Annotated in this window: 26 protein-coding genes and 1 tRNA gene; 14 read left to right on the forward strand and 13 right to left on the reverse strand. The window is 69.2% G+C overall.

What is annotated here, in order from left to right:
- Positions 1–27: 27 nt before the first annotated feature.
- From Ari01nite_RS27825 to Ari01nite_RS27835, 3 genes are all read left to right on the forward strand, one after another.
- Entirely contained in the window at positions 28–2,370 is a 2,343-nt protein-coding gene (locus Ari01nite_RS27825) for a DEAD/DEAH box helicase (protein ID WP_203785153.1), read from the forward strand.
- Entirely contained in the window at positions 2,367–2,972 is a 606-nt protein-coding gene (locus Ari01nite_RS27830) for an HAD family hydrolase (protein ID WP_203785154.1), read from the forward strand. The genes Ari01nite_RS27825 and Ari01nite_RS27830 overlap by 4 nt, the downstream gene beginning before the upstream one ends.
- 399 nt (positions 2,973–3,371) lie before the next feature.
- Entirely contained in the window at positions 3,372–4,415 is a 1,044-nt protein-coding gene (locus Ari01nite_RS27835) for a sugar ABC transporter substrate-binding protein (RefSeq protein WP_239163100.1), read from the forward strand.
- A 44-nt stretch (positions 4,416–4,459) separates the two neighbouring features.
- Here the strand turns inward: Ari01nite_RS27835 and Ari01nite_RS27840 are convergent, their stop codons facing one another.
- Positions 4,460–5,059: a hypothetical protein gene (locus Ari01nite_RS27840; RefSeq protein ID WP_203785156.1), complete on the reverse strand. Its 600-nt coding sequence runs from the start codon at positions 5,057–5,059 to the stop codon at positions 4,460–4,462.
- Positions 5,060–5,277: 218 nt separating this feature from the next.
- On the opposite strand from Ari01nite_RS27840, the gene Ari01nite_RS27845 reads away from it, so the two are divergent.
- Positions 5,278–6,060 carry an SGNH/GDSL hydrolase family protein gene (locus tag Ari01nite_RS27845; protein ID WP_203785157.1) on the forward strand — a complete coding sequence of 261 codons (783 nt, stop codon included), beginning with the start codon at positions 5,278–5,280 and terminating at the stop codon, positions 6,058–6,060.
- 194 nt (positions 6,061–6,254) lie between these two features.
- Here Ari01nite_RS27845 and Ari01nite_RS27850 read toward each other — a convergent pair whose 3' ends face one another.
- The gene (locus Ari01nite_RS27850; protein WP_203785158.1) at positions 6,255–6,593 is read right to left on the reverse strand and encodes a VOC family protein; all 339 of its coding nucleotides are present in this window, start codon (positions 6,591–6,593) and stop codon (positions 6,255–6,257) included.
- Between the two features lie 155 nt (positions 6,594–6,748).
- Between Ari01nite_RS27850 and Ari01nite_RS27855 the strand changes: the two genes are divergently transcribed.
- Entirely contained in the window at positions 6,749–9,457 is a 2,709-nt protein-coding gene (locus Ari01nite_RS27855; protein ID WP_203785159.1) for a hypothetical protein, read from the forward strand.
- On the opposite strand, the gene Ari01nite_RS27860 is transcribed toward Ari01nite_RS27855, so the two are convergent.
- Together Ari01nite_RS27860 and Ari01nite_RS27865 are read right to left on the reverse strand one after the other, a co-directional pair.
- Positions 9,454–9,744: a hypothetical protein gene (locus Ari01nite_RS27860; RefSeq protein ID WP_203785160.1), complete on the reverse strand. Its 291-nt coding sequence runs from the start codon at positions 9,742–9,744 to the stop codon at positions 9,454–9,456. The two genes, Ari01nite_RS27855 and Ari01nite_RS27860, sit on opposite strands and share 4 nt — an antisense overlap.
- Complete coding sequence (locus Ari01nite_RS27865) at positions 9,741–10,181, reverse strand: hypothetical protein (protein ID WP_203785161.1); 441 nt, start codon at positions 10,179–10,181, stop codon at positions 9,741–9,743. Before Ari01nite_RS27865 ends, Ari01nite_RS27860 begins: the two co-directional genes overlap by 4 nt.
- Before the next feature lie 179 nt (positions 10,182–10,360).
- Here Ari01nite_RS27865 and Ari01nite_RS27870 point away from each other — a divergent pair, with 179 nt between their 5' ends.
- The 3 genes from Ari01nite_RS27870 (at position 10,361) to Ari01nite_RS27880 (ending at position 13,375) form a co-directional block, all read left to right on the forward strand.
- A complete protein-coding gene (locus Ari01nite_RS27870; protein WP_203785162.1) occupies positions 10,361–10,921 on the forward strand; it encodes a nucleoside/nucleotide kinase family protein in 561 nt (186 codons plus the stop codon).
- Between the two features lie 21 nt (positions 10,922–10,942).
- A complete protein-coding gene (locus Ari01nite_RS27875; RefSeq protein WP_203785163.1) occupies positions 10,943–11,998 on the forward strand; it encodes a DUF2293 domain-containing protein in 1,056 nt (351 codons plus the stop codon).
- A gap of 162 nt (positions 11,999–12,160) precedes the next feature.
- Positions 12,161–13,375: an oxygenase MpaB family protein gene (locus tag Ari01nite_RS27880; protein ID WP_203785164.1), complete on the forward strand. Its 1,215-nt coding sequence runs from the start codon at positions 12,161–12,163 to the stop codon at positions 13,373–13,375.
- Between the two features lie 3 nt (positions 13,376–13,378).
- Here the strand turns inward: Ari01nite_RS27880 and Ari01nite_RS27885 are convergent, their stop codons facing one another.
- Positions 13,379–14,542, reverse strand: coding sequence for a TetR/AcrR family transcriptional regulator (locus Ari01nite_RS27885; RefSeq protein WP_203785165.1), 1,164 nt, complete (start codon positions 14,540–14,542; stop codon positions 13,379–13,381).
- Between the two features lie 277 nt (positions 14,543–14,819).
- Between Ari01nite_RS27885 and Ari01nite_RS27890 the strand changes: the two genes are divergently transcribed.
- Both Ari01nite_RS27890 and Ari01nite_RS27895 read left to right on the forward strand, forming a co-directional pair.
- Positions 14,820–15,296, forward strand: coding sequence for a GNAT family N-acetyltransferase (locus Ari01nite_RS27890; RefSeq protein ID WP_239163084.1), 477 nt, complete (start codon positions 14,820–14,822; stop codon positions 15,294–15,296).
- 42 nt (positions 15,297–15,338) lie between these two features.
- Positions 15,339–16,082, forward strand: a complete 744-nt coding sequence (locus Ari01nite_RS27895; RefSeq protein ID WP_203785166.1) for an SAM-dependent methyltransferase — start codon at positions 15,339–15,341, stop codon at positions 16,080–16,082.
- Between the two features lie 11 nt (positions 16,083–16,093).
- On the opposite strand, the gene Ari01nite_RS27900 is transcribed toward Ari01nite_RS27895, so the two are convergent.
- From Ari01nite_RS27900 to Ari01nite_RS27910, 3 genes are all read right to left on the reverse strand, one after another.
- Positions 16,094–17,095 carry an NAD(P)H-dependent glycerol-3-phosphate dehydrogenase gene (locus Ari01nite_RS27900; RefSeq protein ID WP_203785167.1) on the reverse strand — a complete coding sequence of 334 codons (1,002 nt, stop codon included), beginning with the start codon at positions 17,093–17,095 and terminating at the stop codon, positions 16,094–16,096.
- Positions 17,095–17,826 carry a DUF8821 family protein gene (locus Ari01nite_RS50115; protein WP_239163085.1) on the reverse strand — a complete coding sequence of 244 codons (732 nt, stop codon included), beginning with the start codon at positions 17,824–17,826 and terminating at the stop codon, positions 17,095–17,097. Before Ari01nite_RS50115 ends, Ari01nite_RS27900 begins: the two co-directional genes overlap by 1 nt.
- A gap of 159 nt (positions 17,827–17,985) precedes the next feature.
- Positions 17,986–18,057, reverse strand: a tRNA-Lys gene (locus Ari01nite_RS27910).
- A 352-nt stretch (positions 18,058–18,409) separates the two neighbouring features.
- Here Ari01nite_RS27910 and Ari01nite_RS27915 point away from each other — a divergent pair.
- Together Ari01nite_RS27915 and Ari01nite_RS27920 are read left to right on the forward strand one after the other, a co-directional pair.
- Positions 18,410–19,522, forward strand: a complete 1,113-nt coding sequence (locus Ari01nite_RS27915; RefSeq protein WP_203785168.1) for a C1 family peptidase — start codon at positions 18,410–18,412, stop codon at positions 19,520–19,522.
- A 22-nt stretch (positions 19,523–19,544) separates the two neighbouring features.
- Positions 19,545–19,982 carry a hypothetical protein gene (locus Ari01nite_RS27920; RefSeq protein WP_203785169.1) on the forward strand — a complete coding sequence of 146 codons (438 nt, stop codon included), beginning with the start codon at positions 19,545–19,547 and terminating at the stop codon, positions 19,980–19,982.
- Positions 19,983–19,986: 4 nt separating this feature from the next.
- On the opposite strand, the gene Ari01nite_RS27925 is transcribed toward Ari01nite_RS27920, so the two are convergent.
- From Ari01nite_RS27925 to Ari01nite_RS27940, 4 genes are read right to left on the reverse strand one after another with little or no spacing between them, the layout of a single operon-like run.
- Positions 19,987–20,307, reverse strand: a complete 321-nt coding sequence (locus Ari01nite_RS27925; protein WP_203785170.1) for a protease inhibitor I42 family protein — start codon at positions 20,305–20,307, stop codon at positions 19,987–19,989.
- A 44-nt stretch (positions 20,308–20,351) separates the two neighbouring features.
- Positions 20,352–20,666, reverse strand: coding sequence for an anti-sigma factor antagonist (locus Ari01nite_RS27930; protein ID WP_203785171.1), 315 nt, complete (start codon positions 20,664–20,666; stop codon positions 20,352–20,354).
- A 26-nt stretch (positions 20,667–20,692) separates the two neighbouring features.
- Complete coding sequence (locus Ari01nite_RS27935; RefSeq protein ID WP_203785172.1) at positions 20,693–21,943, reverse strand: MFS transporter; 1,251 nt, start codon at positions 21,941–21,943, stop codon at positions 20,693–20,695.
- A 1-nt stretch (position 21,944) separates the two neighbouring features.
- Positions 21,945–22,544 (reverse strand): ArsR/SmtB family transcription factor, encoded by a 600-nt coding sequence (locus Ari01nite_RS27940; RefSeq protein WP_203785173.1) that lies wholly within the window; start codon positions 22,542–22,544, stop codon positions 21,945–21,947.
- Positions 22,545–22,719: 175 nt separating this feature from the next.
- Here Ari01nite_RS27940 and Ari01nite_RS27945 point away from each other — a divergent pair, with 175 nt between their 5' ends.
- Complete coding sequence (locus Ari01nite_RS27945) at positions 22,720–23,163, forward strand: hypothetical protein (RefSeq protein WP_239163086.1); 444 nt, start codon at positions 22,720–22,722, stop codon at positions 23,161–23,163.
- 89 nt (positions 23,164–23,252) lie between these two features.
- A complete protein-coding gene (gene sthA, locus Ari01nite_RS27950; RefSeq protein ID WP_203785174.1) occupies positions 23,253–24,656 on the forward strand; it encodes a Si-specific NAD(P)(+) transhydrogenase in 1,404 nt (467 codons plus the stop codon).
- On the opposite strand, the gene Ari01nite_RS27955 is transcribed toward sthA, so the two are convergent.
- Entirely contained in the window at positions 24,657–25,505 is an 849-nt protein-coding gene (locus Ari01nite_RS27955; RefSeq protein WP_203785175.1) for a L,D-transpeptidase family protein, read from the reverse strand.
- Positions 25,506–25,632: the final 127 nt, after the last annotated feature.

Here is a 25,632-nt window from a genome sequence, read left to right on the forward strand (position 1 = left end):
GACAACCGGCCATGGAACGATGGCCGCATGGCGTCCGGTGATGCGGCCCTGGCGGATGAGGTGGCCCGGCTGCGTGCCGAGAACGCCCGGCTGTCGCGCCTGCTCGAACTGCGGGGCCAGGACACCTCGCCGCCGCCGGAGCAGCTGTCCGCCCCGGTCACACCGCCCGGCCTGGTGACCATGTCGTCCCCGGTGAACGACAAGTTGGCCCTGTTCGCGGACAGGTTCGCGGCGCGCCCCGACGTGTACGCGGTGCGCTGGGAGAACGCCCGCACCGGCGCGACCGGCTGGATGCCCGCGGTGGCCGGCGGCTGGCGTAAGGGTATGGACCGCCGCGGCGCGGCCTATTTGCGGCTCAGCGATGACCGGGTCGCCGCGCACCTGGTCGGTGACGTTTTCCTCGGGCTGTATCCGCTGCTGCGGAACAACACCTGCCGGTTCCTGGTGGCGGACTTCGATGGGCCCGCCGCGATGCTCGACGCGCTCGCGTACACGAAGGCCGCGCGCGCCGCGGTGGTGCCCGCGGGTTTGGAGATCTCCCAGTCCGGCCGCGGCGCCCATGTCTGGGTGTTCTTCACCGGAGCGGTGTCCGCGACCGTGGCCCGTGGGGTCGGGACCGCGCTGCTGCACGAGGCGATGGTGTTGCGCGGGTCCATGGACCTGCGCTCCTACGACCGGCTCTTTCCCAACCAGGACGTGCTGCCGGAGGGCGGGTTCGGCAACCTGATCGCGGCGCCGCTGCAGGGCCGGCGTCGCAAAGACGGGCTCACCGTCTTTCTCGATCTCGCGACGCTGGAGCCGTACGAGGATCAGTGGGTGTTCCTGTCGACACTGGACCGCCTCACGCCCGGCGACGCGGAGCGGATCGCCCGGCGGGCCCAGCGTCTGGCCGTCGGCACCGAGGTCGACACGCTGAGCAGGTCCGGCGCGACCAAGGTCCATCCGAGCCTGCCCGCGGTGGTGCCGGCCGAACTCGGCGCCGGCCTGACCCTGGCCGCGGCGCAACTCACCCCGGCGGCACTGGCCACCTTCAAGCACGCCGCCTCGATGGCCAACCCGAAGTTCTACGAGCTGCAGCGACTCCGCAAGTCCACCTGGGACACGCCGCGGTTCGTCCGCGGATACGACCTCACCCTCGACGATCGCCTGATCCTGCCGCGCGGGCTGCGGCACACGGTCGAGGAGATCGTCGGACGCGCCGGGTCCCGGCTGGCCGTCACGGACATCCGGAACGCGGGCCGCGAGATCGACGTGGCGTTCACGGCCGAGCTCACCACCGAGCAGACGGTCGCGGTCAGCGCGCTGCTCGCCCACGACGACGGGGTGCTGGTGGCGCCGCCGGGCTCCGGCAAGACGGTCATGGCCTGCGCGGTGATCGCCGAGCGCGGCACGTCCACGCTGGTGCTGGTCGACCGCAAGGCGCTGGCCGAGCAGTGGCGGACCCGGATCGAGCAGTTCCTCGGCATCCGCGCCGGTCAGGTCGGCGGCGGCCGGCGCAAGCTGAGCGGCGTGGTGGATGTCGCGATGCTGCCCTCGCTGGCGCGTCGCGACGACGTCGAGGAGCTCACGCACGGATACGGTCACGTCATCGTGGACGAGTGCCACCACCTGGCGGCCGCCGCGTACGACCACTCGGTCAAGCGGATCGGTGCGCAGTTCTGGCTCGGGCTCACCGCGACCCCGGGCCGGCGGGACGGGCTCGGCGAGGTCGTCACCTGGCAGCTCGGACCCGTCCGGCACACGGTGACCCAGGAGGAGCAGGGCACCCTCGCGGCCGCGTGGGCGACCGAACCCGGACCGCGCCGGGTGCTGTACGTCCACGAGACCACGTTCCGTCACGACGACGTGGATCTGTCCGCACCGGGCGGGCTCGCCGAGGTGCACCGGGCGCTCGCCGCCGACGAGGCGCGCAACGGCCGGATCGTCGACGACGTCGAGGCGGCGCTGCGCCGTGGACGGAACTGTCTGGTGCTCACCCGGCGGGTCGCCCACCTCGAGGCCCTGGCATCGCTGCTGGCCACACGTGGGCACCGGGCGCTCGTGCTCCAGGGCGGCATGAGCACGACCGATCGGCGGGCCGCGGTCGCCCGGCTCGCCGAGGCCAAGCCGGGCGACGGCATCCTGGTCATCGGAACCACGCCGTTCATCGGCGAGGGCTTCGATGCCCCGGCGCTCGACACCCTCTTCCTGGCCGGCCCGATCTCGTATGACGGCCTGCTTGTCCAGTGCGCCGGTCGGGTCGTCCGCGCGGCCGCCGGCAAGGAGGTCGCCGAGGTGCACGACTACCACGACCAGGCGACGCCGGTGCTCGCCGTCTCGCTGCAGCGCCGCATGCCCGGATACCGCGCACTGGGATTCGGGACGGCATGACGCGTCCCGCGGTGTTGATCGACCTCGGTGGGGTCCTCGTTCCGGACTACCTCGGCGCGGCCGCAAACTACTGGGCCGGGCGGCTCGGGATCGCTCCGGGGGACTTTCTCGCGGCCGTCTTTGCCGGTAACGACGAGGCCGTGCTCGTCGGGCGTACCAGTGAAAGCGCCTGGTGGGAGCTGGTCGGCGAGCGGTTGCGCCGGGACGCCGCGGCGGTTGACGAGATTCGGCGCGATCTGGCCGCCCGGCACCGCTGGGATGCCGAGTTGGTGGACGGGCTCCGGGGGTTGCGCGGGCGGGTGGCGATTGCGATCGTCAGCAACGCGTGGCCCGCGGCGCGGGCGCGGATCGTCGAGGCCGGCGTCGACCGGCTCGTCGATGCTGTCGTGCTCTCCTGCGAGGTGGGGTGCGCGAAACCGGATCGCCGGATCTACGAGATCGCGCTGCGCCGTCTCGGCGTCGAGCCGGGTGATGCGCTCTTCGTGGACGACACGGAGGGTCACGTGGATGCCGCTCGATCTTTGGGAATGGCCGGACATCTGCACGACGGGACCGCGGGGGTCATCGAGCGGATCGAGATTCACCTACGCTGTGTGGGTTGAACTCTCTCCGAATTCGACGGGCGATCCAGAATCGTCAACATTTATGTAGCCGACATTGCGGCCGATGGCGATTTCCGGGTCTACCGTTAGTGATCAAGAACACGTTACAGCGGTCAATGCGAATCAGCCCGCGACCAGGGCCGTTGGGCGGTGCGGGGGGCTCCGAACGGCCCCCTCTCGGTCAACTTCCGCCGCGGACATTACCGAGCGTTCGGGTCTTCGGCGACGGCCGTGGGTGTGGCCGAACCCATCCTGGCGGAATGCATCTCCAATCGGGTGTTTCATGACGCGCTCATCCGTGCCATGATCCCCTGCGGGATTCCTGCGGTCACCACGTGGGATTCATCGGAGAGGACAGCCGAGTTGCAAAGATTGCTGGCAATTGCGGCGGCCGGCGTGATGATCGTTTCCAGCCTGGCCGCGTGCGGCTCGGACGAGTCGGGCGACGGCGGCCCGAGCAACCCGCGGGTGGGCCTGATCCTGCCGGATGCGAAAAGCTCACAGCGCTGGGCCAAGGAGCCCAGGTACTTCCGGGCGGCGTTCGCCGCGCTCGGCGTCCCAGTGGAGATCCAGAACGCCGGTGGCGACCCGGCGAACTTCGTCCGCATCGGCGAAGAGATGATCAACAACGGCGTGAAGGTCCTGATCATCGCGAACCTGGACTCGATCTCCGGCAAGGCCGTGCTCAACCGTGCCGCGGAGAACGACATCCCGACGATCGACTACGACCGGCTCACCCTCAACGGCGGCGCCGACTACTACGTCAGCTTCGACAACGAGAGGATCGGCGAGCTTCAGGGGTACGGGCTGACCAAGTGCCTCCGGGTGAACAACGCGGTCAACCCGATGGTGGCCTCGCTCAACGGTTCGCCGACCGACGGCAACGCCACGATCCTCAAGGAGGGGTACGACTTCGTCCTGCAGAGCCGGTTCGACAACGGCGAGTACCGCAGGGGCCCGGACCAGTTCGTCCCCGACTGGGACGCGGCGCAGGCGCAACAGGTCTTCGAGCAGATGTTCAAGCAACAGCCGAAGATCAACGCTGTGCTCGCCGCGAACGACGACATCGCCGGCGCGGTCATCAAGGTGCTCAAGAAGAACAAGCTCAACGGCAAGGTTCCGGTCACCGGCCAGGACGCCACGCTCGAGGGCCTGCGCAACGTTCTCTCCGGCGACCAGTGCCTGACCATCTACAAGCGAGTCGAGCCGGAGGCGTACACCGCCGCGAGCCTGGCGGCCAAGCTGTTCAAGGGCGAGACCCCGAAGGTCGGCGCCAAGCTGCAGGACCCGGAGTCCGGCGAGTTCATCCCGTTCGCCAGCATCCCGCCCGTCCCGATCGAGGCGGAGCAGGTGAAGGACGTGGTGGCCGAGGGGGTCATCAGCAAGAAGGAGCTGTGCACGGGCGTTTACGTCGCCCTGTGCAAGGAGTACGGCGTGGAATAGAGGTTGCCGGACGCCGCGCGGGCGCCCGGCAACCAAACTCGGACTTAGCGGGGGCCGGGGCCGCCCTGCTGGCCGTGGTGGACCGGCTGGCCGTGGTGGACCGGCTGGCCGTGGTGGACCGGCTGGCCGTGGTGGACCGGCGGGGCCGGGTGCGGCCGGTTGTGGCCACCGGGCTTGCCCGGGTGGAACCGGTTGATCACCGGCAGCGCGAGGTCCACGCGCTTCCACTGGGTGCGGGCGTGCCGGCCGCAGTCGGTGTACGACATCGTGGCGCGCAGGACCACGACGTTGCTGCTGCCGCGGAAGGTGCTGACCCGGATCGGGGTGGCCGCGGTGCGGCCCGGCCGCAGGTTGTCGCCGTGCGTGAAGGTCGTCGACCGGCGCATGCCCGGGTAGCTGACGGCCACCTGGCGGCCGCCGTCCACCTGGACCTGCGCGTTGCAGACTGGCGTGCGCGAACGCCAGAAGATGTTGACCCAGTTGGTGGACTGGGCCTGGACCGGCGCGAGGCGGGTGGACACCGGCTCCGGGCCGAAGTGCCTGGGGGCCGCCGCCGCCGGACCGGCCGCCGCCGTCGCGACAAGTGCACCAGCCGCCGCGGCGAACGCCAGCGAAGCCGCCACACGGTTCACTTTGCTGCTCATTTCGACCTCCATGTCAGGGAAGCGAAGGGGGAGGTTCCGCTTCCTCGACATGGACATTAAGGGCGAAATGCATGATGGCGCGCGCGACGCGACCGGCGTTATCGCATTGCTATACAAACCGCTCATAACGGATTGGCTGAACGGACGAGGTGGGCTCCTACATCTCGCCGAACAAGCGGCGCTTACGCTGGTCAGCGCGCTGACATAGGAGATCTTCAATGAAATTTGCCCTGTCCGTACTGCTGGCCGTCACCCTGGCGCCCTCCGCCGCCGCGGCATCCCCGGCGCCCATCGACTATGTGGCGCTCGGCGACTCGTACTCGTCCGGCGTCGGCACCGTCGACGCGTCCGGCACCTGCGGCCGCAGTCCGAGCAGCTATCCGGCGCTGTGGGCGGTCAATCACCCGTTCGCCACCCTGCATTTCGACGCCTGCGGCGGGGCAACGACTGATCACGTACGCGCATCGCAGTTGAATGCTTTGAACGGCGACACCGATCTGGTCAGCATCACCATCGGCGGCAACGACGTCGGCTTCTCACCCACCCTGTCGGTGTGCACCGCGGCCGCCGACGCCACCTGCACCCAGCAGGTGACCACGGCGCGCACCGCGATGGCCCAGGCGCTGCCGGCCAAGCTGGACGCCACCTACCAGGCGATCCGCCAGAAGGCCCCGAACGCGAAGGTGGTCGTGCTGGGCTACCCGCGCCTGTTCAACCCGGCGGTGAGCTGCCCCGGCGGCGGCCTGAGCGTGACCAAGCAGCAGTCCCTGAACGCCGCCGCCGACCACCTGACCCAGGTGATCAGCGACCGCGCCCGGGCGGCCGGCTTCACGTTCGTCGACGTCCGCCCGCTGTTCTCCGGCCACGAAATCTGCACCGCGGTCACCTGGATCAACAACGTCTCCCAGACGCGCCCGTACGACTCGTACCACCCCAACGCGGGCGGCTACGCCCAGGCGTATCTCCCGCTGCTGACCGCCGCAGCCGACATCGGCGTCTGACCCGCTGAGACGTGTGCTGCCGCATGAGGCGCGATCGCCGCGGCGACCGATTCGGGACGATCGCAGCGCATCGGCGATCAGCTGCGCTCCGATCCCAGGCCGGGATGTTGGGGCTCGAGCTGGAGCCAGGCCGCGCGCAGGTGCAGGTGATCGGCCCCCATATAGCGGAAGCGCTACAAATCAAAGAGCATCTGTCACTCGAAGAGGCGCAGCACGTGGCCGTCGGGGTCCTGGACGCGGAACTCGTCGCCGTGCGGGACGGCCTCGTGTCCGTGGGACGCCAGCTGCTGGAGCAGGGCGGTGCGGTCGGTCACGAAGAGGGCCAGCCACGTGCCGGGCCGGCCCTGGCCGTTCTGGCACAGGTAGATCTGCTGGCCGTCCCGGCCGACGATCGCGAAGTCGGCGGGGTCGCCGAAAGAGTGGTGCAGCTCCAGGCCCAGCACCTCGGTGTAGAAGGCGATGCCGGCCGCCAGGTCGGCCACGTTCAGGATCGGGTTGATGGCTGCCAGTTCGCCGCCCGGGAAGTCTGCCATGAGGTGCCCTCTCGACGATCGCTGACCGTTCGTCCGGTCCGGCGCGGACCACAACGATGACAGATAGGGGGAGCGGCGGCGATCTATGATCATCACGCCGTGCGGTGAAACTCGCCGACGGGAACCGGGGGAGATCCACTTTGTCTCGTCGCTTCGTGGCGATTGCTGCTGTCTCGTTGCTTTTTTCCGGTGTGGTGGCCGGGGTGGGTGCCTCGCCCGCTGCCGCCGCGGCCGGGGCTCCGGTCGAACTGCGGACCGCGGGCAAGCCGTGCATGCGGGAGGCGCCCGGCCCGTACCTCAGCCCTGATCTGCTCAACGCGGCGCGGGCCGTGGTGTTGCAGGCCCGGTACCCGGGCGAAACCACGGTCGCCGAGGTCGAGTCGGACTTCGAGGTCTGGGACGTCGCCGACGACCAGAACCGGCAGCAGTGGCGGCGCGGCGCCAACGAGGAGACGGGCGATCTCTACGTCCAGCTCGAGGACGACGCGAAGCAGTTGCACGGCGTCACCTACGCGTGGCGGGTGCGGGTGCTGGACGGCGAGGAGGTCTCGCCGTGGAGTGAGACCTGCTACTTCACGCTCGACCGGGTGGGCGGGGATGCGCCGGCGGTCGCCTCCGAGCAGTATCCGGCCGGCTCGTTCAACCGCGGCGGCATCGGCGTTCCCGGTACGTTCACGCTGACCGCTGCCACCGACGACGTGGTGGCTTACGAATACCGGTTCTCGGCGAGCGAGATCTCCGGCGACGCCGAGTGGAAGACGGCCGACGCTCCCTCGGTAGGCGCCCCGGTCACCGTCACGTTCACGCCGGTCGCGGCCAACTACCACGGCCTTAACGTGTACGCCGTGGACCGCGCCGGCAATCGGTCCGAGCTGGCGGGCTACGACTTCTGGGTGCGGGACACCCGGCCGACGGTCTTCTCGGCGGACTACCCGGAACTGTGGGGCGAGAGCACCTGCTGCGCCAACCTCGACTTCAACGTGGGTGTGGCCGGCGAGTTCCAGTTCAACGGCACCGACGACGTCGAGAAGCTCGCGTGGCGGATCGACCAGGGTGGACCGTCCGGAACCGCGGACGTGAACGACGACGGCGACGCGGTCGTGCGGATCGCGCCGACCCGGGCCGGGGTGCAGACGCTGTACGTGCGCGGGGTCACCGCCGGCGGGACGGCGTACCCGGAGCGCTCATACCGGTTCCTGGTCGACGACGGGCCGCTGGTCACCGGCGACGTAGACCGGGATGTGGTCATCGGCTCGACGGCCTCGTTCCGCGCGGCTCCCCGGGTCGCCGGCGTCACGGCGTACGTCTATTGGCTCTTTTATCGCTCTGATGACGGCGAACCGCGGAAGGTGACGGTGCCCGCGAAGGCCGACGGGACGGCCGACATCGCGTGGCCGGTTTCCGACATCGACCAGCAGGGCCTGTACGTGCAGAGCCGCACCGCGGACGGCACACTTTCGGTGGCCCGCCGGATCAACAGCGGGGTGAACGGCGCCGAGCCGTCCGTCACCCGGACCGGCGGCGGCGAGCCGGGCAGCGTGGCGACTTTCGTGGCGCGCACCGCGATGACGAACGTCGCCGACTACACGGTCCAGTTCAACGGCGACGCGGCCACCAAGCGCACGCTGACCCCGGCCGCGGACGGCAGCGCCACCTTCGAGTTCACGCCCACCAAGACCGGCTACCAGTACCTGCACATCTGGGCGACCAACACGGCCGGCATCCGCACCGACACCGGCAGCGCCTCGTGGAACGTCGCGAACGGCCCGAAGGTGACCTCGACCGACTTCCCGGTGACCGGCGCCGGCCGGGTCGCCGCCGGCACGTTCACCTTCACGCCACGGCTCCCGGTGGCGACGTCGTACCAGTACGAGATCAACTTCGGCGCGGTCGGCACGCTGCCCGCGCAGGCGGACGGCTCCGCCACGCTGACCTGGACGCCGCCCGCCTCGGGCAGCTACACCATGGACGTCCGCAGCTACAACGGCAGCGCCAGTTCACAGCTCACCACGTACCGCTTCCGAGTGGCACCGGCCGACGTGCGGATCACATCGGTGAGCCCGTCGTCGGTGCTCACCGGCGCGGTGCGGACGATCACCCTGCAGGGCACGAACCTGCACCCCAAGGACGTGCTCCAGGTGACACCGGCCGGCGGCACCCCGCTGACCGCCACGGTCACCTCGGCGACCGGCACCACGTTGACGGCCGACGTGGACCTGACCGGCGCCCCCGCCGGCACCGCATCGGTCACGCTCCAGCCGTACGGCGCCGAGCAGCCCGTGGTCAGCGTGCCGTCGGCGTTCACCGTCTCCCCGCCGCCGAGCCTGCAGGCCACCAAGCGCCCGACCATCTCCGGGACGGTCGCGGTCGGCGGCGTCGTGAAGGTGGCGCCCGGCACCTGGACGCCGGTCGCCACCGGCTACCGCTACCAGTGGGCGGCGAACGGCGTTGCGATCAAGGGTGCGACCGGCACCGCCCTGACGGTCCCACCGGCCGCCGTAGGCAAGCGCCTCACGGTGACGGTGACCGCAACCCGCACCGGCCACCCGTCCGGCACCGCCGCGTCAGCCGCAACCGCCGCGGTGGCCAAGGGCAAAGCGCCAAAAGCAACCCAAAAACCAAAGTTCACGGGTACGCCGAAGGCCGGCAGAAAACTGACGGCCGCCGTCGGCACCTGGTCCCCCAAGGTCGACGCGTACCGCTACGAATGGCGACTGAACGGCAAACTCGTCAAGGGCGCGACGGCCCGCACGCTGAAGCTGAAGGCCGCCTGGCGCAACAAACGCATCACCGTCACGGTGATCACCAAGAAGGCGGGATACGCAGACGGCCGCGCCACCAGCGCTTCGGTGAAGGTCCGCTAGGCCGAGGGCCCCACGACATAGCCGAACTGAGCAACCGAGCCCACCCGGTCGATCTCGTCCAGCGCCTCAGCCGCAAAGCTGACCATGGGCGGATCCTCGGCGCGGTCCCGCCAGCCGGCCATGCGTACGGCCTTGTATTCGAGGTTGACTTCGCCGTTCTCGGTGTGAAATCCGCCGTCCCGTTCGAAGAGCAGGATCAGCGGTTCGAAAGGGTCCTCCAGCCCGGGGGGAAGTTCGAAACCGGGTGTCGTACGCAGCGCAGCCCAGTGCAACAGGAGGGGCGTCACCCGGGCAACGCTGCGGCCCCCGGGCGCCACCGCGTGGAGCAGGCCGTCTTCTCCGGGCTCAGCGTCCCGCGGGCGGCGCCGTCCCACAGATCGGCCACGTCATCGTCCGGCGTGAAGTATCCGCGCTCAACATGGTCCGGGCCGAGCGGGATGTCGTGCTGCTGGACGAAAAGGTTCTGACGCATCCCCTCGACGACGCGGGGATCGATGCCGGTGTTCGCCGCAACGAGCGGAGTGTCGTCCGGGCTGCTGCGAATGCGCCGGTACGCCTGGGCGGCGTGTGCCGAATAGCCGTCGGCGCTGTCGACGAAGTCGGTACCGCGGGGAAAGTCAGCGCGGAACTCACTCGTCCCCGTGATGGCGCTCGCCCGGCCGCCGTCCGCTCTGGACCGCCCGGCCCGTGCGACCTCGGCGACTACCTTCTCCGCGCTGGCCACGTCGGCCGTCGGGCGCGCCCGGGGAAACCTCTCGCGGTCAGGACCTCCACCGGATGGCGTCCTGGGCCGTCCGGTCATCGGCGTTCACGTTCGGCAGCCACGCCACGACAAGTGAAAGTAACAAACCGCATCCGGTATTAGATCGCGTGGTGCGGGTCGCGTCGGTAGCGTCCGCCGTCATGGTGGTCCGGATGGTGTGGCTCTGCGGTGCGGATGCTGCGGGCAAGTCGACGGTCGGCTGGGAGATTTATGACCGCATCACCGGCAGCGGGGGAACGGCGGCCTATCTGGACGTCGACTATCTCGGCTTCTGCACACCGCAACCCGGTGGTGATCCGACCTGGCTTGTCGAACGTAACCTGGCGGCGATGTGGGCGACCTTCGCCGAGGCCGGTGTGGTGGTGACGCGGCAGCAGTGGCAGCGTTACGCGGCTGCTGTTCCGGACGCGCGGGCAATTCTGTGCCGGCTGCGTGTCACCCCGCAGACGCAGGCCGACCGGATCCTTCGCCGTGGCGTCCTCGAGGCCGGGGACGGCGGAACGAACGACGAAATGCTGGCCGGGCTGGACGCCTACGCGCAGCGGTCAGCGCAGTTCGCGGCAAAGCTTGAGGCTGACGACTTCGCCGATTTCGCCGTGGACACCGATGGAGTTCCGATCAAGGTCGTCGCTGATCGGGTGCAGGCCGGGCTGGTCGCGAACGGTTGGGATTCGTTCGGTCACCGCCGGGGAGCCCGGTGATGCCTTCGGTAGCCTGCGTCCATGCAGCCCGCCTCGAAGCTGGAACGTCGCGTGGTGACCGCCGCGGAGCAGGCGCTGGCTCGGCAGAACTCCGTGAGTCCGCTCGACGTGCTGACCGGGATGGGGTGGGTGCCGCCGGGGCTGGTGACGGACTGGCGGCAGGGGCGGGCGCCGCATCTGGAGGCGGTCGCGGTGGTGTCGGCCGACCGGCTTGTCGACGCGTTGGAGGTGTTCCATCGCTGGGTGCAGGGGCGGGGCCTGCGCGCCAGCGAGGTCGAGTACGTCGCTGCCACCCGTGATCGGAGGCCGCTGCGCTTCACCGCCACCGGGCCGGACGAGGCGGAGAAGGCGTACCGGATCCACTGGACGCCGGCCGAGCTGACCGAGGCTCAGCGGGAGCGGATGACCACCCGGCAGAGCAGGCCGCCGGACCTGGTGGTGGTGCTGGCTTCTCGGCCGTTCACCTGCGCCGGTTGCGGCCAGGCCGGCGGCGACATGCTGATGATGGAGGACGCCGGACCGGTCTGCCTCGCCTGCGCGGACCTCGACCACCTGGTGTTCCTGCCGGCCGGCGACGCGGCGCTGACCCGCCGCGCCAAGCAGGCCAGCCGGCTGTCCGCGGTGGTGGTGCGGTTCAACCGCTCGCGCCGGCGCAACGAGCGGCAGGGCCTGCTGGTGGAGCGGGCCGCGGTCGAGCAGGCCGAGCAGCAGTGCCTGTCCGACGAGGATGCCCGCGCTCGCCGCCGTGAACGGGACCGGCAGCGGCGGGAGGTCGCGGACGAGTCGTTCCAGCAGAAGCTGGCCGAGGAGATCGGCCGGCTGTTCCCGGGCTGCCCGCCGCACCGCGCCGCCGCGATCAGCGAACACACCGGCACCCGCGGCAGCGGACGGGTGGGCCGCAGCGCCGCCGGCCGGGCACTCGACCCGGAAGCCGTGACGCGTGCCGTGGTCGCCTCGGTGCGGCACGAGGACACCACATACGACGAGATGCTGATGGCCGGCGTGCCCCGCGAAGAGGCCCGAGCCCAAATCCGCGCGGACATAGACCGGGTCCTCGAACGCTGGCGACGTCCCTGAAGCACTGCCGGACATCGATGGAGCGCTACCCCTTGTGGACTGCGTCACAGGTCGTTATGTTAACGAGAAATCACATCCCGGACCACTTGGAAGCCTGCTCGCAACAGCGCCGTATGCCGGTCTCCAAGGGGATGTCTGGCCTCCCGATCCGGAGGTAAGCTAATGAAAAATCTCAGCAGGAGAAGCGTCCTCACCCTCGGTGCCGCGCTGGGGCTGGTGGGCGTCGCCGACCCCTCGAAAGCTTGGGCCTGGTCGTCTGCCGGCTCGATTGCCGGTGTTGATGCGGTCACCGATCCGTGGTCGGTCTGGGACGACGCCACCGACCCGCTGGTGGCTTCGCTTCTGGAGCGTGGGCAGATTCCGGCCGTCAACACCGCTATGGAGTCGTGGGTCAGGAACGGTGACCCGCTGCCCGGCGCCTTCCCCGCCGACCTCACCACCTACCTGCGGCAGGCCAACGTGCTGCCGTCGTGGGCCGACCGGGCCAAGCTCAACCAGGCCGCCCAGTTCAACAAGCGCATGAGCATGTACCTGTTCCTGCTCTACGGGCTGGGCAGCGGAATCATGAGCACCGTGATCCCGCGCGAAGCCCGCAACGTGTACTGGTCCGAGGGCGGCGCCGACATGAAGTCACGCGCGGCCAAGACGTTCACGTACGGCTATGACCTGAGCGCGATCGATGCGTTCCAGCCCACGGGGCACTTCGTGGTCACCTCGCAGAAGACGCGCCTGACGCACGCGGCGGTCCGGCATCTGCTGCCGCAGTCGCGGGCGTGGCGGGGGGTCACCGACGACCAGGACTTCATTCCGATCAGCAACGGCGACATCCTGATCACGTTCCACAGCCTCGGCACCTTCGTGCACGGCAAGCTGGGCGACTGGGGCATCCGGATGTCGGCCGCCGAACAGGCCGCCTACCTGCACATGTGGCAGGTCGCGCTGCACCTGCTGGGAGTTCGCGACGACTTCATCCCGGCGACCTGGGCGGCCGCCAAACAGCAGTCCGCGTACGCGTTGACACCGCTCCTCGCCCCGACGCCCGAAGGTATCGACCTCGCCGAGATCCTGCTCGGACTGACCGCGCAGATCGACCTCGGCGTCACCCGGGGCTTCCTCAACGAGTTCGTGCGGTACGTGCTCAGCGATCAGATCGGCGACTGGCTGAAGCTGCGGCGCGACTACGTGGCGCGCGGGCTGATCGAGGTCGGCTGGCCCGCGTACGTCGCCTTCCGTGAGGGTCTTTCGCCGATCATGCCGAACGGGTTCTCCATGTTCGACCGGTTCGTGCGGGCCCTGGCGATGCTGTTCCTCAACAACGGCACCTCGGCCACGTACACGCCGATCACGATCCCGACCGCGAACCGGCCCGGCGCCTGAGTTTCACAGCGTGAGGGCGCCGATGACCAGGGCGGTCACGGTGTCCCGGTGGCCGGGGGTGTCCTGCCAGCGCAGGGCACGCCCGGCCTCGACCACCACGCCGAACGCCGCGTGCACCAGCAGCCGGGCCTGCCGCGGATCCAGTTCCGATCGCAACGTCCGCAGTTGCTGCTCCCAGACGGCGATGTGCTCACGCTGCGCGAGGATCAGGGGGCGCCGCAGGTCGGCCGGCAGTCCCACGATCTCGGCCTCGGCGACGCTGTTGAGGGCGTTGTGTTCGAAGCTGTACGCCACATAGGCCGCGGCCAGCGCGACGACGGCCCGGCCCGGATCGGCCACCTGTTGCAGGCTGCGGTCCACGGCCTGAGCCAGCAGCCCGGCCGCCTGCAGGCACGCGGCCACCAGGATGTCGACCTTGCCGGGGTAGTGGCGGTAGATCGCCGACGGCGCGAGTCCGACCGCCTGGGCGATCTGCGCATTCGTCACGGTGGCGAAGCCGTCCCGCGCGAACAGCGGGACCGCCGCCGCCAGGATCTCTGCGCGCCGGGTGCGCGGCACCGGCTGGGCCGGCAGTTCGACCAGGCGCGCACTGCCCGCGGCGGCCGCCGGATCGGTCGCCGTCACGTGCATCGCGGACGCCATCAGCAGGTCTTCGCTGCGGCGCTGGGCGATCGAGGTGTGGTGCATCGTGATCGACCCGATCGCGCCGAGCGCCGCCACGGCCCGCAGTTCCTCGTCGCCCAGCGGATACTCACTCCGCACCACGGCGGTCACGCGATTGACCACGTACGCGAACTTGGTCTTGAGTTTCTGCCTGTCCTCCCGCTCGAGGTAGCGCGCCTCCCAGCGGTAGAGGCCGCCGGATGCGCGGTGCGAGACCGTGATCCGGGTGAGCGCGGCGAGCACATCCCGCAGGGCGGCGTCGCGCGGCGCCTCGTCGACCGCCGCGACCAGCCGGCTCACCAGGACATCGGCGCACTCGGCGAAAAGGGCGTACTTGTTCGGAAAATGGCGGTACAGCGCGGCCGCACTGATGCCCACCCCGGCGGCGATCTCCTCCATCGACGCCGCGTGGTAGCCGCGTTCGCTGAACATCTGGCCGGCCGCCTCGACGATGAGCTGCTTGCGGTTGCGCGGCCGGGTGGTCGCAGCGGGCTCGGCGGTCACCACATCACTCGAGCAGACACACGCGGGCCCCGGACCATGCGGCCAGTCAATCACAGCGCGCTCGCAGCCCGGACCGTTGAATCGGCGGCTTCTGCGCGTCAGCAGGGGGAGGCGGTGATGACCCGGGCGTTGCTCGGCGCCGACCGGTTGCCGGCGATCGCAGCACCGAACAGGATCGCGGACAGCGTCGCGTCATGACGCTCTCCTCTTCTAAAGTACGGAAACTCGACTTTTAGACAACGTAGCCTTGTTGCCTTCACCTTGGATAGGGGGAGCGGTGCAGATTGACCTGAGACCGGCCCGGCCCGAGGAGGCCGGGGCGCTGAGCGATCTGGCTTTAAGGTCAAAGGCACGATGGGGGTACGACGAGCAGTTCCTGAACGCCTGCCGCGCCGACCTGACGATCCGCCCCGCGGAGGTCAGCGCCAGGCGGGTGGTGGTCGCCGAGGCGGCCGGCCAGTTGGCGGGCTTCTACACGCTGGACGGCACGCCACCCGAGGGTGAACTCGGCAACCTGTGGATCGAGCCGGCCCACATGCGCCGCGGACTGGGCCGGCGCCTGTGGCAGCACGCCGTGGCGACAGCCGACGGCCTGGGCTTCACCACCATCCGGATCGACGCCGACCCGAACGCCGAAGGCTTCTACCGCGAGATGGGCGCGACAACGGTGGGCGAAACCCCGTCGACGGCAATCCCCGGCCGGATGCTGCCCCAGATGCGCTTCGTCCTGCCCGGGACTGTCGCCGGCGGCTAATTCGGTTGGGCCGGCCCGGACGCCGACCTAATCTGCTCGGAAATGGACCTTCCTCGTCATCACACCATTCGCGAGGGCGATCAGCGGATCGTCAACCCGTTCACGGCTGAGAAGCTCGCGGCTCTCGGGCGGGCCGTCCGGCTGCGGCCCGGCGACACTCTGCTCGACCTGGCCTCGGGCCGCGGCGAAATGCTCTGCACGTGGGCTCGCGATCACCACATCTCGGGCACCGGCGTCGACATCAGCACCGTCGCCGTCGACATGTCCCGGCGACGGGCCGGCGAACTCGGCGTGACCGACCGGGTCACCTTCGTGCACGGCGACGCCGGCGGTTACGTCGCCGACCAGCGCGTCGACGTCGCCGCCTGCATCGGTGCCACCTGGATCGGGGGCGGGGTCGACGGCACGGTTGCGGTGCTGGAGCGCAGCCTGCGGCCGGGCGGCATGCTGCTCGTCGGCGAGCCTTACTGGCGGCTGGACCCGCCCGATCAGGAAACCGTCGAGGCCTGCCACGCCACGCACCGGGACGACTTCGACGACCTGACCGGTCTGCTGCGGCGGTTTCACGGCTTGGGCTGGGACGTGGTCGAGTGGATGCTCGCCGACCCGGACAGCTGGGACCGGTACGCCGCGCCGCAATGGCTCACGATCCGCCGCTGGCTCGACGAGAATCCCGACGATGAGCTGGCCGGGCAGTTCCGCGCCGAGTTGACCGCGGACCCGCTGCGCCACGTACGCCGTCGGGAATTTTTGGGTTGGGGGGTCTTTGCCCTGCTGAAACGCTGACCGGCGGATCGTCAGCCGGGCTCGGACTCGTGTCCGGCCGGGTGGGAGCGGAGCAGGCCGTCGTAGGCTCGCTCGGCGGTGATGTCGCCGGTGATGACACGGTGGATCGTGCGGGTGATCGGCATGGGCAGCGCGTGCCGGTCGGCCAGCTGAACCGCGGCGTGCACGGTCTTGACGCCCTCGGCGACCTGCCCCATCTCGGCGAGAATGTCGTCCAGGCTGCGCCCGCGGCCGAGTTGCTCGCCGACGTACCGGTTGCGGCTGTGCGGACTGATGCACGTCGCCACCAGGTCACCCATCCCGGCCAGCCCGGCGAGCGTGTTGGCCTCGCCGCCCATCGCGACCGCCAGCGTGGTCAGCTCGGCAAGTCCGCGGGAGATCACGCCGGCCCGGGTGTTGTCACCGACGCCGAGGCCCTGAGCGATACCCGTGGCGATCGCTACGACGTTCTTCAGCGCCCCGCCGACCTCGCAGCCGATCACGTCGTGGTTGGTGTACACGCGCAGCAGACCCCGCCGGAACACACGCTGGATCTCTGCCGCGACGGTGAGGTCCTCGGTGGCGATCACCGTGGCCGCCGCCATGCCCGCCATGATCTCCTTGGCCAGGTTGGGCCCGGTGAGCGCCGCGGCTGGATGCCCCGGCAGCACTTCCTTGATCACTTCGGTCATCCGCAGCAGCGAGTCGCGTTCCAGCCCTTTGCTGAGGCTCACCACCGGGATCCACGGGTGCAGGTCCGGCCGGACCTGCTCGAGGGTGGCGCGGAACGCCGCGGTGGGCACGCCGACGACGAGCAACTCCGCATGGGCCGCCGCCTCGGCGAGGTCCGCGGTGGCCCGGAGCCGGTCCGGCAGCGGAAAACCTTCGAGATAACGCGCGTTGCGGTGCTCGGCGTTGATCTCCTCCGCGGCCGCCGCGTTGCGCGCCCAGATCAGCGATTCGTGATCCCGGCGGGTGAGAACGGACGCGACCGTGGTGCCCCAGGAGCCGGCGCCCAGCACAGTGATCCGCATCAGTGCTCTTTCTTGATGACGAAGTACGAGCCGCGAATGGTCCCGGCCAGCTTCGACCGTTGCCGGGCGAACTTGAACGACTCGAGTTCCGCGGGCACGTCCATCCCGTCGGAGAGCTTGAACCCGACCGCCCGCTTCCCGCCCTCGTCAACGGTGTACATGACGTTGATCGACAGCCCGTTCTCGTAGAACACGTAGGCCATCCGGATGTTCTCGACCTGGAACGCGGTCGCCTCGAGCGGGCGAGAAGAGATGACGAGGCCGCGCTCTTCCGCAAGAACCCGGTGCACCCAGTCGATCGTCGGCGCGGCGTCGCCGGCGGCCTCGACCGTGAACACGTGGCCGTACTTGTTCCGGAAGTACCGCGCCTCGTTAGCCCGAAGACCAGCAAGCGCGCCAGCCACCGGCGACGACTCCAGCCCAACGGTCGAAACGGTCTCAAAGTCCACGACGTACGACATGACGATTCCCCTGTGAGCGGCGGACGCGGAGAACGTTACCGCGTCGCCGCGGCGGCCACGGCCCGTTGAGAGGCGCAGCATTTTTCCCCCGCCGGCCGGCCGCGGCGCGATCACCTCGACCAGCCGACGGAATGCCGAAGAATTCGTAGTGCCGCGGCGGAGCAATTTCGGGAACGAAGTTCCGTCAAGGTCGCGTGGCTTCTGCGACCACAACGCCAGCGGCGCCAACGGACCGGCCAGCAACAAGCCAGGATCCAGGTCATCGGGCACGTGAGCAGCGAACGGCCTGACAGGCACAGCAAACAGAGCCGGCCGACACGGCCGCCATCGAACACATCCACAGAAACTGGCCGCCGGCCGGCCGTGAGCGGACCGCCCGGCGCGCCCACCGCACCGTGGGGTCTGGGGGTCGCCCCCAGGTAAATACCGTGGGCCGCCGGGGACTCGAACCCCGAACCTAAGGATTAAAAGTCCTCAGCTCTGCCATTGAGCTAGCGGCCCGCCGGGAGTCAGCGTACCGGGGGGCGCCTGGTGGAGCCATCGGGATACCCTCGCCGCGGCGTTTCTGCAGGTCAGCGGCCGGTGAGCCGGGCTGGGCCCAGCCGCTGGCAGCCCCGGTCGCGTCGCCGGGCGGTGCGGTCTTCCCGGCGTTTGTCCGAATCTGCCGGTCAAGTGCCATTCACGTTGACGGGTGAGAGCTTTCCATCCATTTTCCGGGCACTGCCCAGGATTTACGCTTTGCCGCTTCGCGACGCACACCCGCAGGTCCGATCGAGGACAACCCGATTGCCGCGGCAGCGTCACAAGCGAAAGCTGAATTCGCCAGTCCTCCATTTCTTGAGAGGGGTGAAGTATGCCCGTCAACGATTCACTGGATCTGCGAAGTCTGCGAGCGAACCTGGACGACGCCGGCAGTCCCTGGCAGATGTCCTACACCTCGATGACCGCGTTGACCGAGGACGAACGCGTCCTTCGGCTCGGCGTCCCACCGACGCCGGGACTCGACCTGGAGCGGCTTGAGGATGACAAAGACGAGCGGGCCGCGGCGGCCCGCAGCGCGACGGCCGAATCGGTGGGTGCTCCGGCCAGCTTCGACCTGCGCAACGCCAGCGGGGTCAACTACGCCACACCCGTGAAAGATCAGGGCGGTTGCGGGTCCTGCGTCGCCTTCGGCGTGGTGGGCGCCATGGAACACGTAACGCGGTACACGCGGAGGGCGGCCAGCCTTCCGGTGGATCTGTCCGAAGCGCACCTCTTCTACTGTCACGGCCGCAATGCGGGCGCACGCTGCAACACGGGCTGGTGGCCGAACGAGGCTTACACCGCCGCGCGCGACATCGGCGTCACCTACGGCGACTACTATCCGTACGTCGCCGGAGATCAGGCTTGCTCCGGCCTCAACGGGGACTGGCCCAACCGTCTTGCCCGCGTCGTCGGCTGGGAGTACCTCAACGGAAACGCCGCGCGCATGAAGGAGTTCATCTCCACGTTCGGGTCCATCACCGCCTGCCTCGACGTCTATCAGGACTTCTTCAGCTATTCGAGCGGCATTTACCGGCATGTGTCCGGCGCATACGCCGGCGGCCATTGCATCACGCTGATCGGGTACGACGACAGCGCCGGCTGCTGGATCGGGAAGAACAGTTGGGGGACCGGCTGGGGCTCTTCCGGATTCCTGCAGATCGCTTACGGCGAATGCCGGATCGAGACCTATCAAACCGTCGGCACCACGGGCGTGCGGGTGCGCGCCTGGCTGCCCGACCAACAGATCCTCGCCCTGTGGAGCAACGAGAAGGACGCCAACATCCATGTGTACGGCTCTCTTCGCGGCTGGCTCCATCTCGACGCCGACAACGTGGTCACCAATCAGGCCATGTTCACCGAACTCGCCGCTTCGAAGGCCGCCGGCCAGGCGGTCGGCATGTTCGAGGACAACGGATCCGTCCAGCAGGTCTACGCCTGGTGACGACGGCTCGAAGGAGGATTTCATGAGCACTGAAAAGTACAGCGAGCCGCAGCAGTCACCGCAGACCTCCGCCACTGCCACCGCCACGCTCGGCGAGACGGCGCCGGTGCGTTCCCCCGACGAGACAGCCGGCCAGCATGTCGTGATCGAGGAGGTCCCACGCCCGAAGCTGCTTCCACCGTCGGTCGCCGGCACGGCCGAGAAACTCGCCGAGGTGAGGGCCGAGGGCGTGACCGCCACCTGGCACACCGGAGTCACCATCACGGCGATGTGGTCCATCAATGAGATCCGTAACGCCTGGATCCACGTGCAGAACAAGGGCTGGCGAAAGATTTACAACGGCCGCGACGGCGCCTTCATGGCACTCACCGGTCTCGCCGGCCAGGCCCGGCAGACGAAGCGCTCGGTCACCCTGCGGGAAGAGGCAGACGGGATGATCTACGAAATCTACCTCTGGTAGATCCTCACTCCACTCGCAGACGTATCCGCAGCGTGCGTTCCGGCGAGCGATCGGTCTCCCAGGCCCGCCGGAGCCGGAACTCCACCTCACAGACACCCGACGCTGCAGCCCGCATCCGGAAGTTGCGCACGCCTGCGGCGCCGGGCGTGGCGGCCTCGGGCGGCGCGTAGCCGGCCTCCTCCAGCACGACACAGTCGCCGCTCGCGGCCGCCGTCCACTGGTAGCCGGTAACTGCGTTCTCCGTCAGCCTGACCACGACGGCGTCGTGCTCGTGCAGCACAACGTCGCGGCCGTCGTCCGCCTCGGTCAGGGTGCGAGTCGCCATTCAGGTCACTATGGCACCGTCCCGTACGCGGAACAACGGCTCGCTCAGGCGGCCTCGGGGAACCCCTGGGCGAGGGCCGCCCGCAGTTCGAAGGCGCTTTTCAGCCGGAAGCGCCGGTCCCCGGCCAGGCGGAGTTCCAGACAGAGCCCGGAATGACCGATCCGATCCGCCGCGGCGGCCAGCACGGCGACGATGCCCTCGTCAATGGTCGGCACGGATACCAGGTCCACCACGATCGGGCTGGCGCCCTCCGTGATCGCCCCATCGAGGATTCCGTGGAGTTGTGGAGCGGCCGCACCGTTGAGCGGCCGCTCCGCACACAGGAGGACCGCACGGTCAAGGCGAACGATGGCAAACATTTACGGGTTCCTCCGTCACGTCACTCTTATGCCTTTACCCCGATGAGGCGCCTCCCTAACGGACGTTCGGGGACAGGCAGGGCCAGCAGCACCAGCAGTCCCGCCACCACGTAACCGACACCCTGGACGGCGATCACCGGGACGATCCCGAGGTGATCCGCCAGGGTGCCGGCCAGGGCTGTGCCGGCCAGCATGCCGGCTGCCTTCAGGGCGGTCAGCGCGCCGAACACCCGGCCCCGGTGGGCGTTCTCGGTGGCGGTCTGGAACACCGTGACCAGGCCGGCGATCGTCAGAGCGCCGGGCAGTCCGACCAGGATCATGATGACCAGCGCGGGCCACAGCGAAGGCGCCAGCAGCGGGTAGAGGAACAGGACCAGGTCGAGCAGCCCGAAGATCACCGCGCCGGCACCCAGCAGCAGGCGCGGGGGGAAGCGGTGACCCACCAGAGTGGCCACCGCGCCGCCGGCCAGGCCGCCGATCGCCTGGACCGACATGATGGTGCCGTACGCCTGCGGGCCGCCGTGCAGGATGTCGCGGACGAACGGGGCCATCAGCGTCATCATGATGGCCTCGCCGACCGCGGTGATCAGGCCGAACGCCAGCAGGATGCGGAGTGTGCCGCTGGACAGGGCGATCCGGGCGCCGGCCCGCCAGTCGCGGAGCAAGCCCCCGGCGACGGAGGGAGCCGACGACCGGGCGGCTCGGTGCCGGATCAGAAGCAACAGGGCGGCCGCGGCCACGAACGTCGCCGCGTCGGCCAGGGCGATCAACCTGATTCCCCCGGTGGCCGCCAGCAGGCCGCCCAGGGCCGCGCCCAGCAGGCGGGCCACGTCGCGGGCCTGGCCGTTCAGCGCGTTCGCGGTGACCAGGTCCGAGCGGTCGACCAGGGCCGGCACCAGCGCCGCCTCGGCCGCCGCGAACAGGGCGGCCAGGGCACTGTGCACCGCGACCACCGCGTACGCGATCGGGGCCCGGTCCGGGTGGTTGACCAGCAGGAGCGGCAGCAGGGTGGCGGCCAGCAGGAGGTTGCAGACGATCATCGCCCGGCGGCGGTCCCAGCGGTCGGCCAGCACGCCGGCGAACGAGCCGAGCAACACCTGCGGCACCAGCGCGGCCAGGACCATGGTGGCCGAGGCCAGCGTCGAACCGGTCAGAACATAGATCTGGTATGCGAGGCCGGCGCTGAGGATCCAGTCTCCGGTGAACGAGACGAAGTTGGCCGCGAGCAGCAGTCTGTAGTCGCGATGGTGGGCGAGCAGGCGCCGCAGCGTACCCATCTCAGCCGCCGGAAGCCGTGGGTCGAACGGGGACCGCAACCAAAGTCACGTCGATCGGTACGGCGTCAGCCGGTCGGGCCTCCCGGTCGCCCAGCGGGCGGCGCCGGACCAGCGGGGTGATCAGCTCGTCCCACGCGCGGTTGAGCTCGGCCAGCTCGTCGAGGGTCAGGTAGATCACATTCTGCGAGACGCCGGTCTGCTCGCTCCAGCCGGGTTCGGCGTCGGCGCGGCGCATCTGCCAGTCGGCCAGCTGGGCGCTCAGGCGTTCGACCAGGAAGCGTTCCAGAGCCTCGGTGGCCTCCCACGCCTCGGTCGAGTCGCCCGGTTCGAAGCGGTTCGAGGTGTGCGTCACGCGCCACGGGCGTTCCCGGTTGTCGCCGGCCTCGGCCGGCTCGACCAGATCGTATTTCGCCAGCTGGCGAAGGTGGTGGGAGGCGAGCGCCTGACTGACCCCGAGCTGCCGGGCGGCCTCGGCGGCGGTGATCGTGCCCTCCCGGCCGACCAGCGCGTGCAGTTTGAGACGCAGCGGATGGGCCAGGGCGCGCAGTGCATAGGGATCTCCGATGACCCGGCGTTCGTACCGCTCCGATTCCAAAGACATGTTTGGAGTGTACGGTGGATGTCAAGCAAACCTTTGGAATGCTGATACCCGTGCGGGTTAACCGGATCGGCCAAAACGCTCACCCAGGGTGAGTACTCAGTGGCTTCCGAGCGTCACAACGTGTCACTGTCGGCGGTGGTCGCACGGGGGCGGCCCGTCGAGAGCGGAGAGAGGCGTGGCGGAGTACGGCGCCGAGCAGATGAGTGCGGGCTTCCGTGCCATGAACATGCTGGCCGGCTTCGTCCGGCGAGGCGGGCGGCCGGCCGCGGTGGCACCGACCATCCCGCTACGCGCGGGTGAGAAGCAGTACGGCTGGCTGCCGGTCACGGTCGACCGGGGCCGCCGCCGGATCGCGGTCATCACGAACCTGCGGCTGATCGTGGGGGAGGAGTACCCGCTGTGGGCGATCACCCGGGTGCGCCCGGTGCCCGGCGAATGGTCGGTGGCGCTGGAGTTCCGCGGCCGTGAACCGATCGTGCTGGGCGGTCCGTGGGTGCCGTGGCTGAGCGTGGTCATCTGTGCGGAGCTGTACGGGACCGCCTGGCCTCCGGTGTTCGTGCCGAGTCAACGGACCCGGCGGGGCGCGGTGGCCGCCTGCCCGGTGCGCCGGACCGTCTGAAGCGGAGCGAGCTTCTGGCCCGCGAACACCGTGAAAAAAGCTGATTGCGGCCATAGACCGGGTTGGCGACCGGCTGCGAGGCTAGCCGTGTGTATGACTACGACCTGTTGATATTGGGCTCCGGGCCCAGCGGGCAGAAGGCCGCGATCGCCGCGTCCAAGCTGGGCCGCCGCGTGGGCATCGTCGACCGCCGGGACATGATCGGCGGGGTGTGCATCAACACCGGCACGGTGCCGTCCAAGACGTTGCGCGAGGCGGTGCTCTACCTGACCGGCCTGAGCCAGCGTGATCTCTACGGGTCGAGCTACCGGGTCAAGGACGAGATCACCGTGAGCGATCTGGCCGCCCGTACCCAGCATGTGATCAGCCGGCAGACCGACGTCATCCGCAACCAGCTCGCCCGCAACAAGGTCGCGATGATCACCGGCACCGGGCGGTTCGCCGACGCGCACTCGATCTGGGTGGACGGCGGTACCGGACGGGAAAGCAAGGTCAGCTCCGACAAGATCATAATTGCAGCCGGTACGCGACCAGCCCGGCCGGACAGTGTGGACTTCGACGACCGCACGATCGTCGACTCGGACGGCGTGATCAACCTCCAAGCCGTGCCGCGCAGCATGGTGGTGGTCGGCGCCGGCGTGATCGGCATGGAGTATGCGTCGCTGTTCGCCGCCCTCGGCACCAAGGTCACCGTGATCGAGCGCCGCGACCAGATGCTGGACTTCTGCGACGACGAGATCATCGAGTCACTGAAATACCACCTGCGCGACCTGAGCGTGACGTTCCGCTTCGGCGAGGAGGTGGCCGCCGTCGAGAAGCACGCCACCGCGGCGCTGATCCTGCTCAAGAGCGGCAAGAAGATCGTCGCGGACACGGTGATGTACTCGGCCGGACGGCAGGGCCAGACCGACGACCTCAACCTCGAGGCGGCCGGGCTCGCCGCCGACCGCCGCGGCCGGATCGAGGTCGACGGCAACTACCTCACCACGGTCGACAACATCTACGCGGTCGGCGACGTGATCGGCTTCCCGGCGCTCGCCTCCACCTCGATGGAACAGGGCCGTCTCGCGGCGCACCATGCCTGCGGCGAACCGGCCCGCGAGATGCACCAGCTGCAGCCGATCGGCATCTACACGATCCCCGAGATCAGCTTCGTGGGTAAGACCGAGGACGAGCTCACCGACTCGTCGACGCCGTTCGAGGTGGGCATCGCCCGGTACCGGGAACTGGCCCGCGGCCAGATCGTCGGTGACTCCTACGGCATGCTCAAGCTGCTGGTCGCCCCGGAGGACGGCCGCCTGCTCGGCGTGCACGTGTTCGGCACCGGGGCCACCGAGATCGTGCACATCGGCCAGGCCGTGATGGGCTGCGGGGGCACCATCGACTACCTGATCGACACGGTCTTCAACTACCCGACGCTGTCCGAGGCGTACAAGGTCGCGGCCCTGGACGCCTCCAACAAGATCCGCAACATCACCCGGATCGACGGCTGATCAGCTGCGGTAGACCCAGACCTTCGTCTTCAGCGGGATCTTGTCGGTCGCCCAGATCCAGTTCATGGCTGCGTTCGAAAGCCGGGCGCAGCCATGCGAGGCCGGGTACGGCGGGATGCTGGGTGAACCGTGCACCGCGATGCCGCCGTTGAAGTACTTCGGGCGCCACAGGTCGCCGAGCGGGCCGTTCCGCATGCCGTCGATCTGCCGGCCGACCTTGAACTTGCCCGTCGGGGTGTCGGCCAGGTAGGTGCGGCCCTCGTGCTCGTAGTTCTCGTTCGACCCGGTCGACGTGTTGAGGGTGGTGACGACCTCGCCGTCCCGGACGAGCATGAGCAGTTGTTTCCGGAGGTCGATCTCGACCAGGTAGCCGCTGCCGGACTTCGACTTCGCGGTGGGGCGGACGCCCTCGTCCAGCGCCTTCTGGGTCTTGGGGCCGACCACGCCGTCGCGGCCCACGCCGGCCGCCTTCTGCAGGGCGAAGACCGCCTGCTGGGTGGTGCCGCCGAACTTGCCGTCGGTCTTGGCGATCCAGTAGCCGAGTTCGACGAGCCGCTTCTGGAGGGCGAGCACCTCGGGGCCCTTGGCGCCGACCTTGAGCTTTTTCGGCTTGGGTTTCTCAGGCGCCGGTGGCGTCGTCGGGGCAGGGCTGGGTGACCCGGTGCTGGGTGACCCGGTGCTGGGTGACCCGGTGGGTGCCGGCGAACTGGGCTCGAGCGAGGCGGACGGGGATGGCGCCGGTGGCGTCGGGGCCTGCGCGCCCGAATTGTCCGGCTCATCCGAGCCGCAGCCAGTGACCAGCGTGAGTGATGTCACGACCGCAGCCGCGAACATCAGGGCCTTCCGCATCACGCGCTCCTCCTGTCCCACCAGAGGATCATTGCCGAAAAGTGTTCACGATGACCACTGGTCACCGTGAATTCGGTTCGCATTGCACTGTGACAGCCGCGGGCAAGCGCCCCGAGCAGCGTGTTCG

Origin of the sequence: Paractinoplanes rishiriensis (genome assembly GCF_016862375.1) — a bacterium.
In the GTDB taxonomy this organism is placed as follows: Bacteria; Actinomycetota; Actinomycetes; order Mycobacteriales; family Micromonosporaceae; genus Actinoplanes; species Actinoplanes rishiriensis.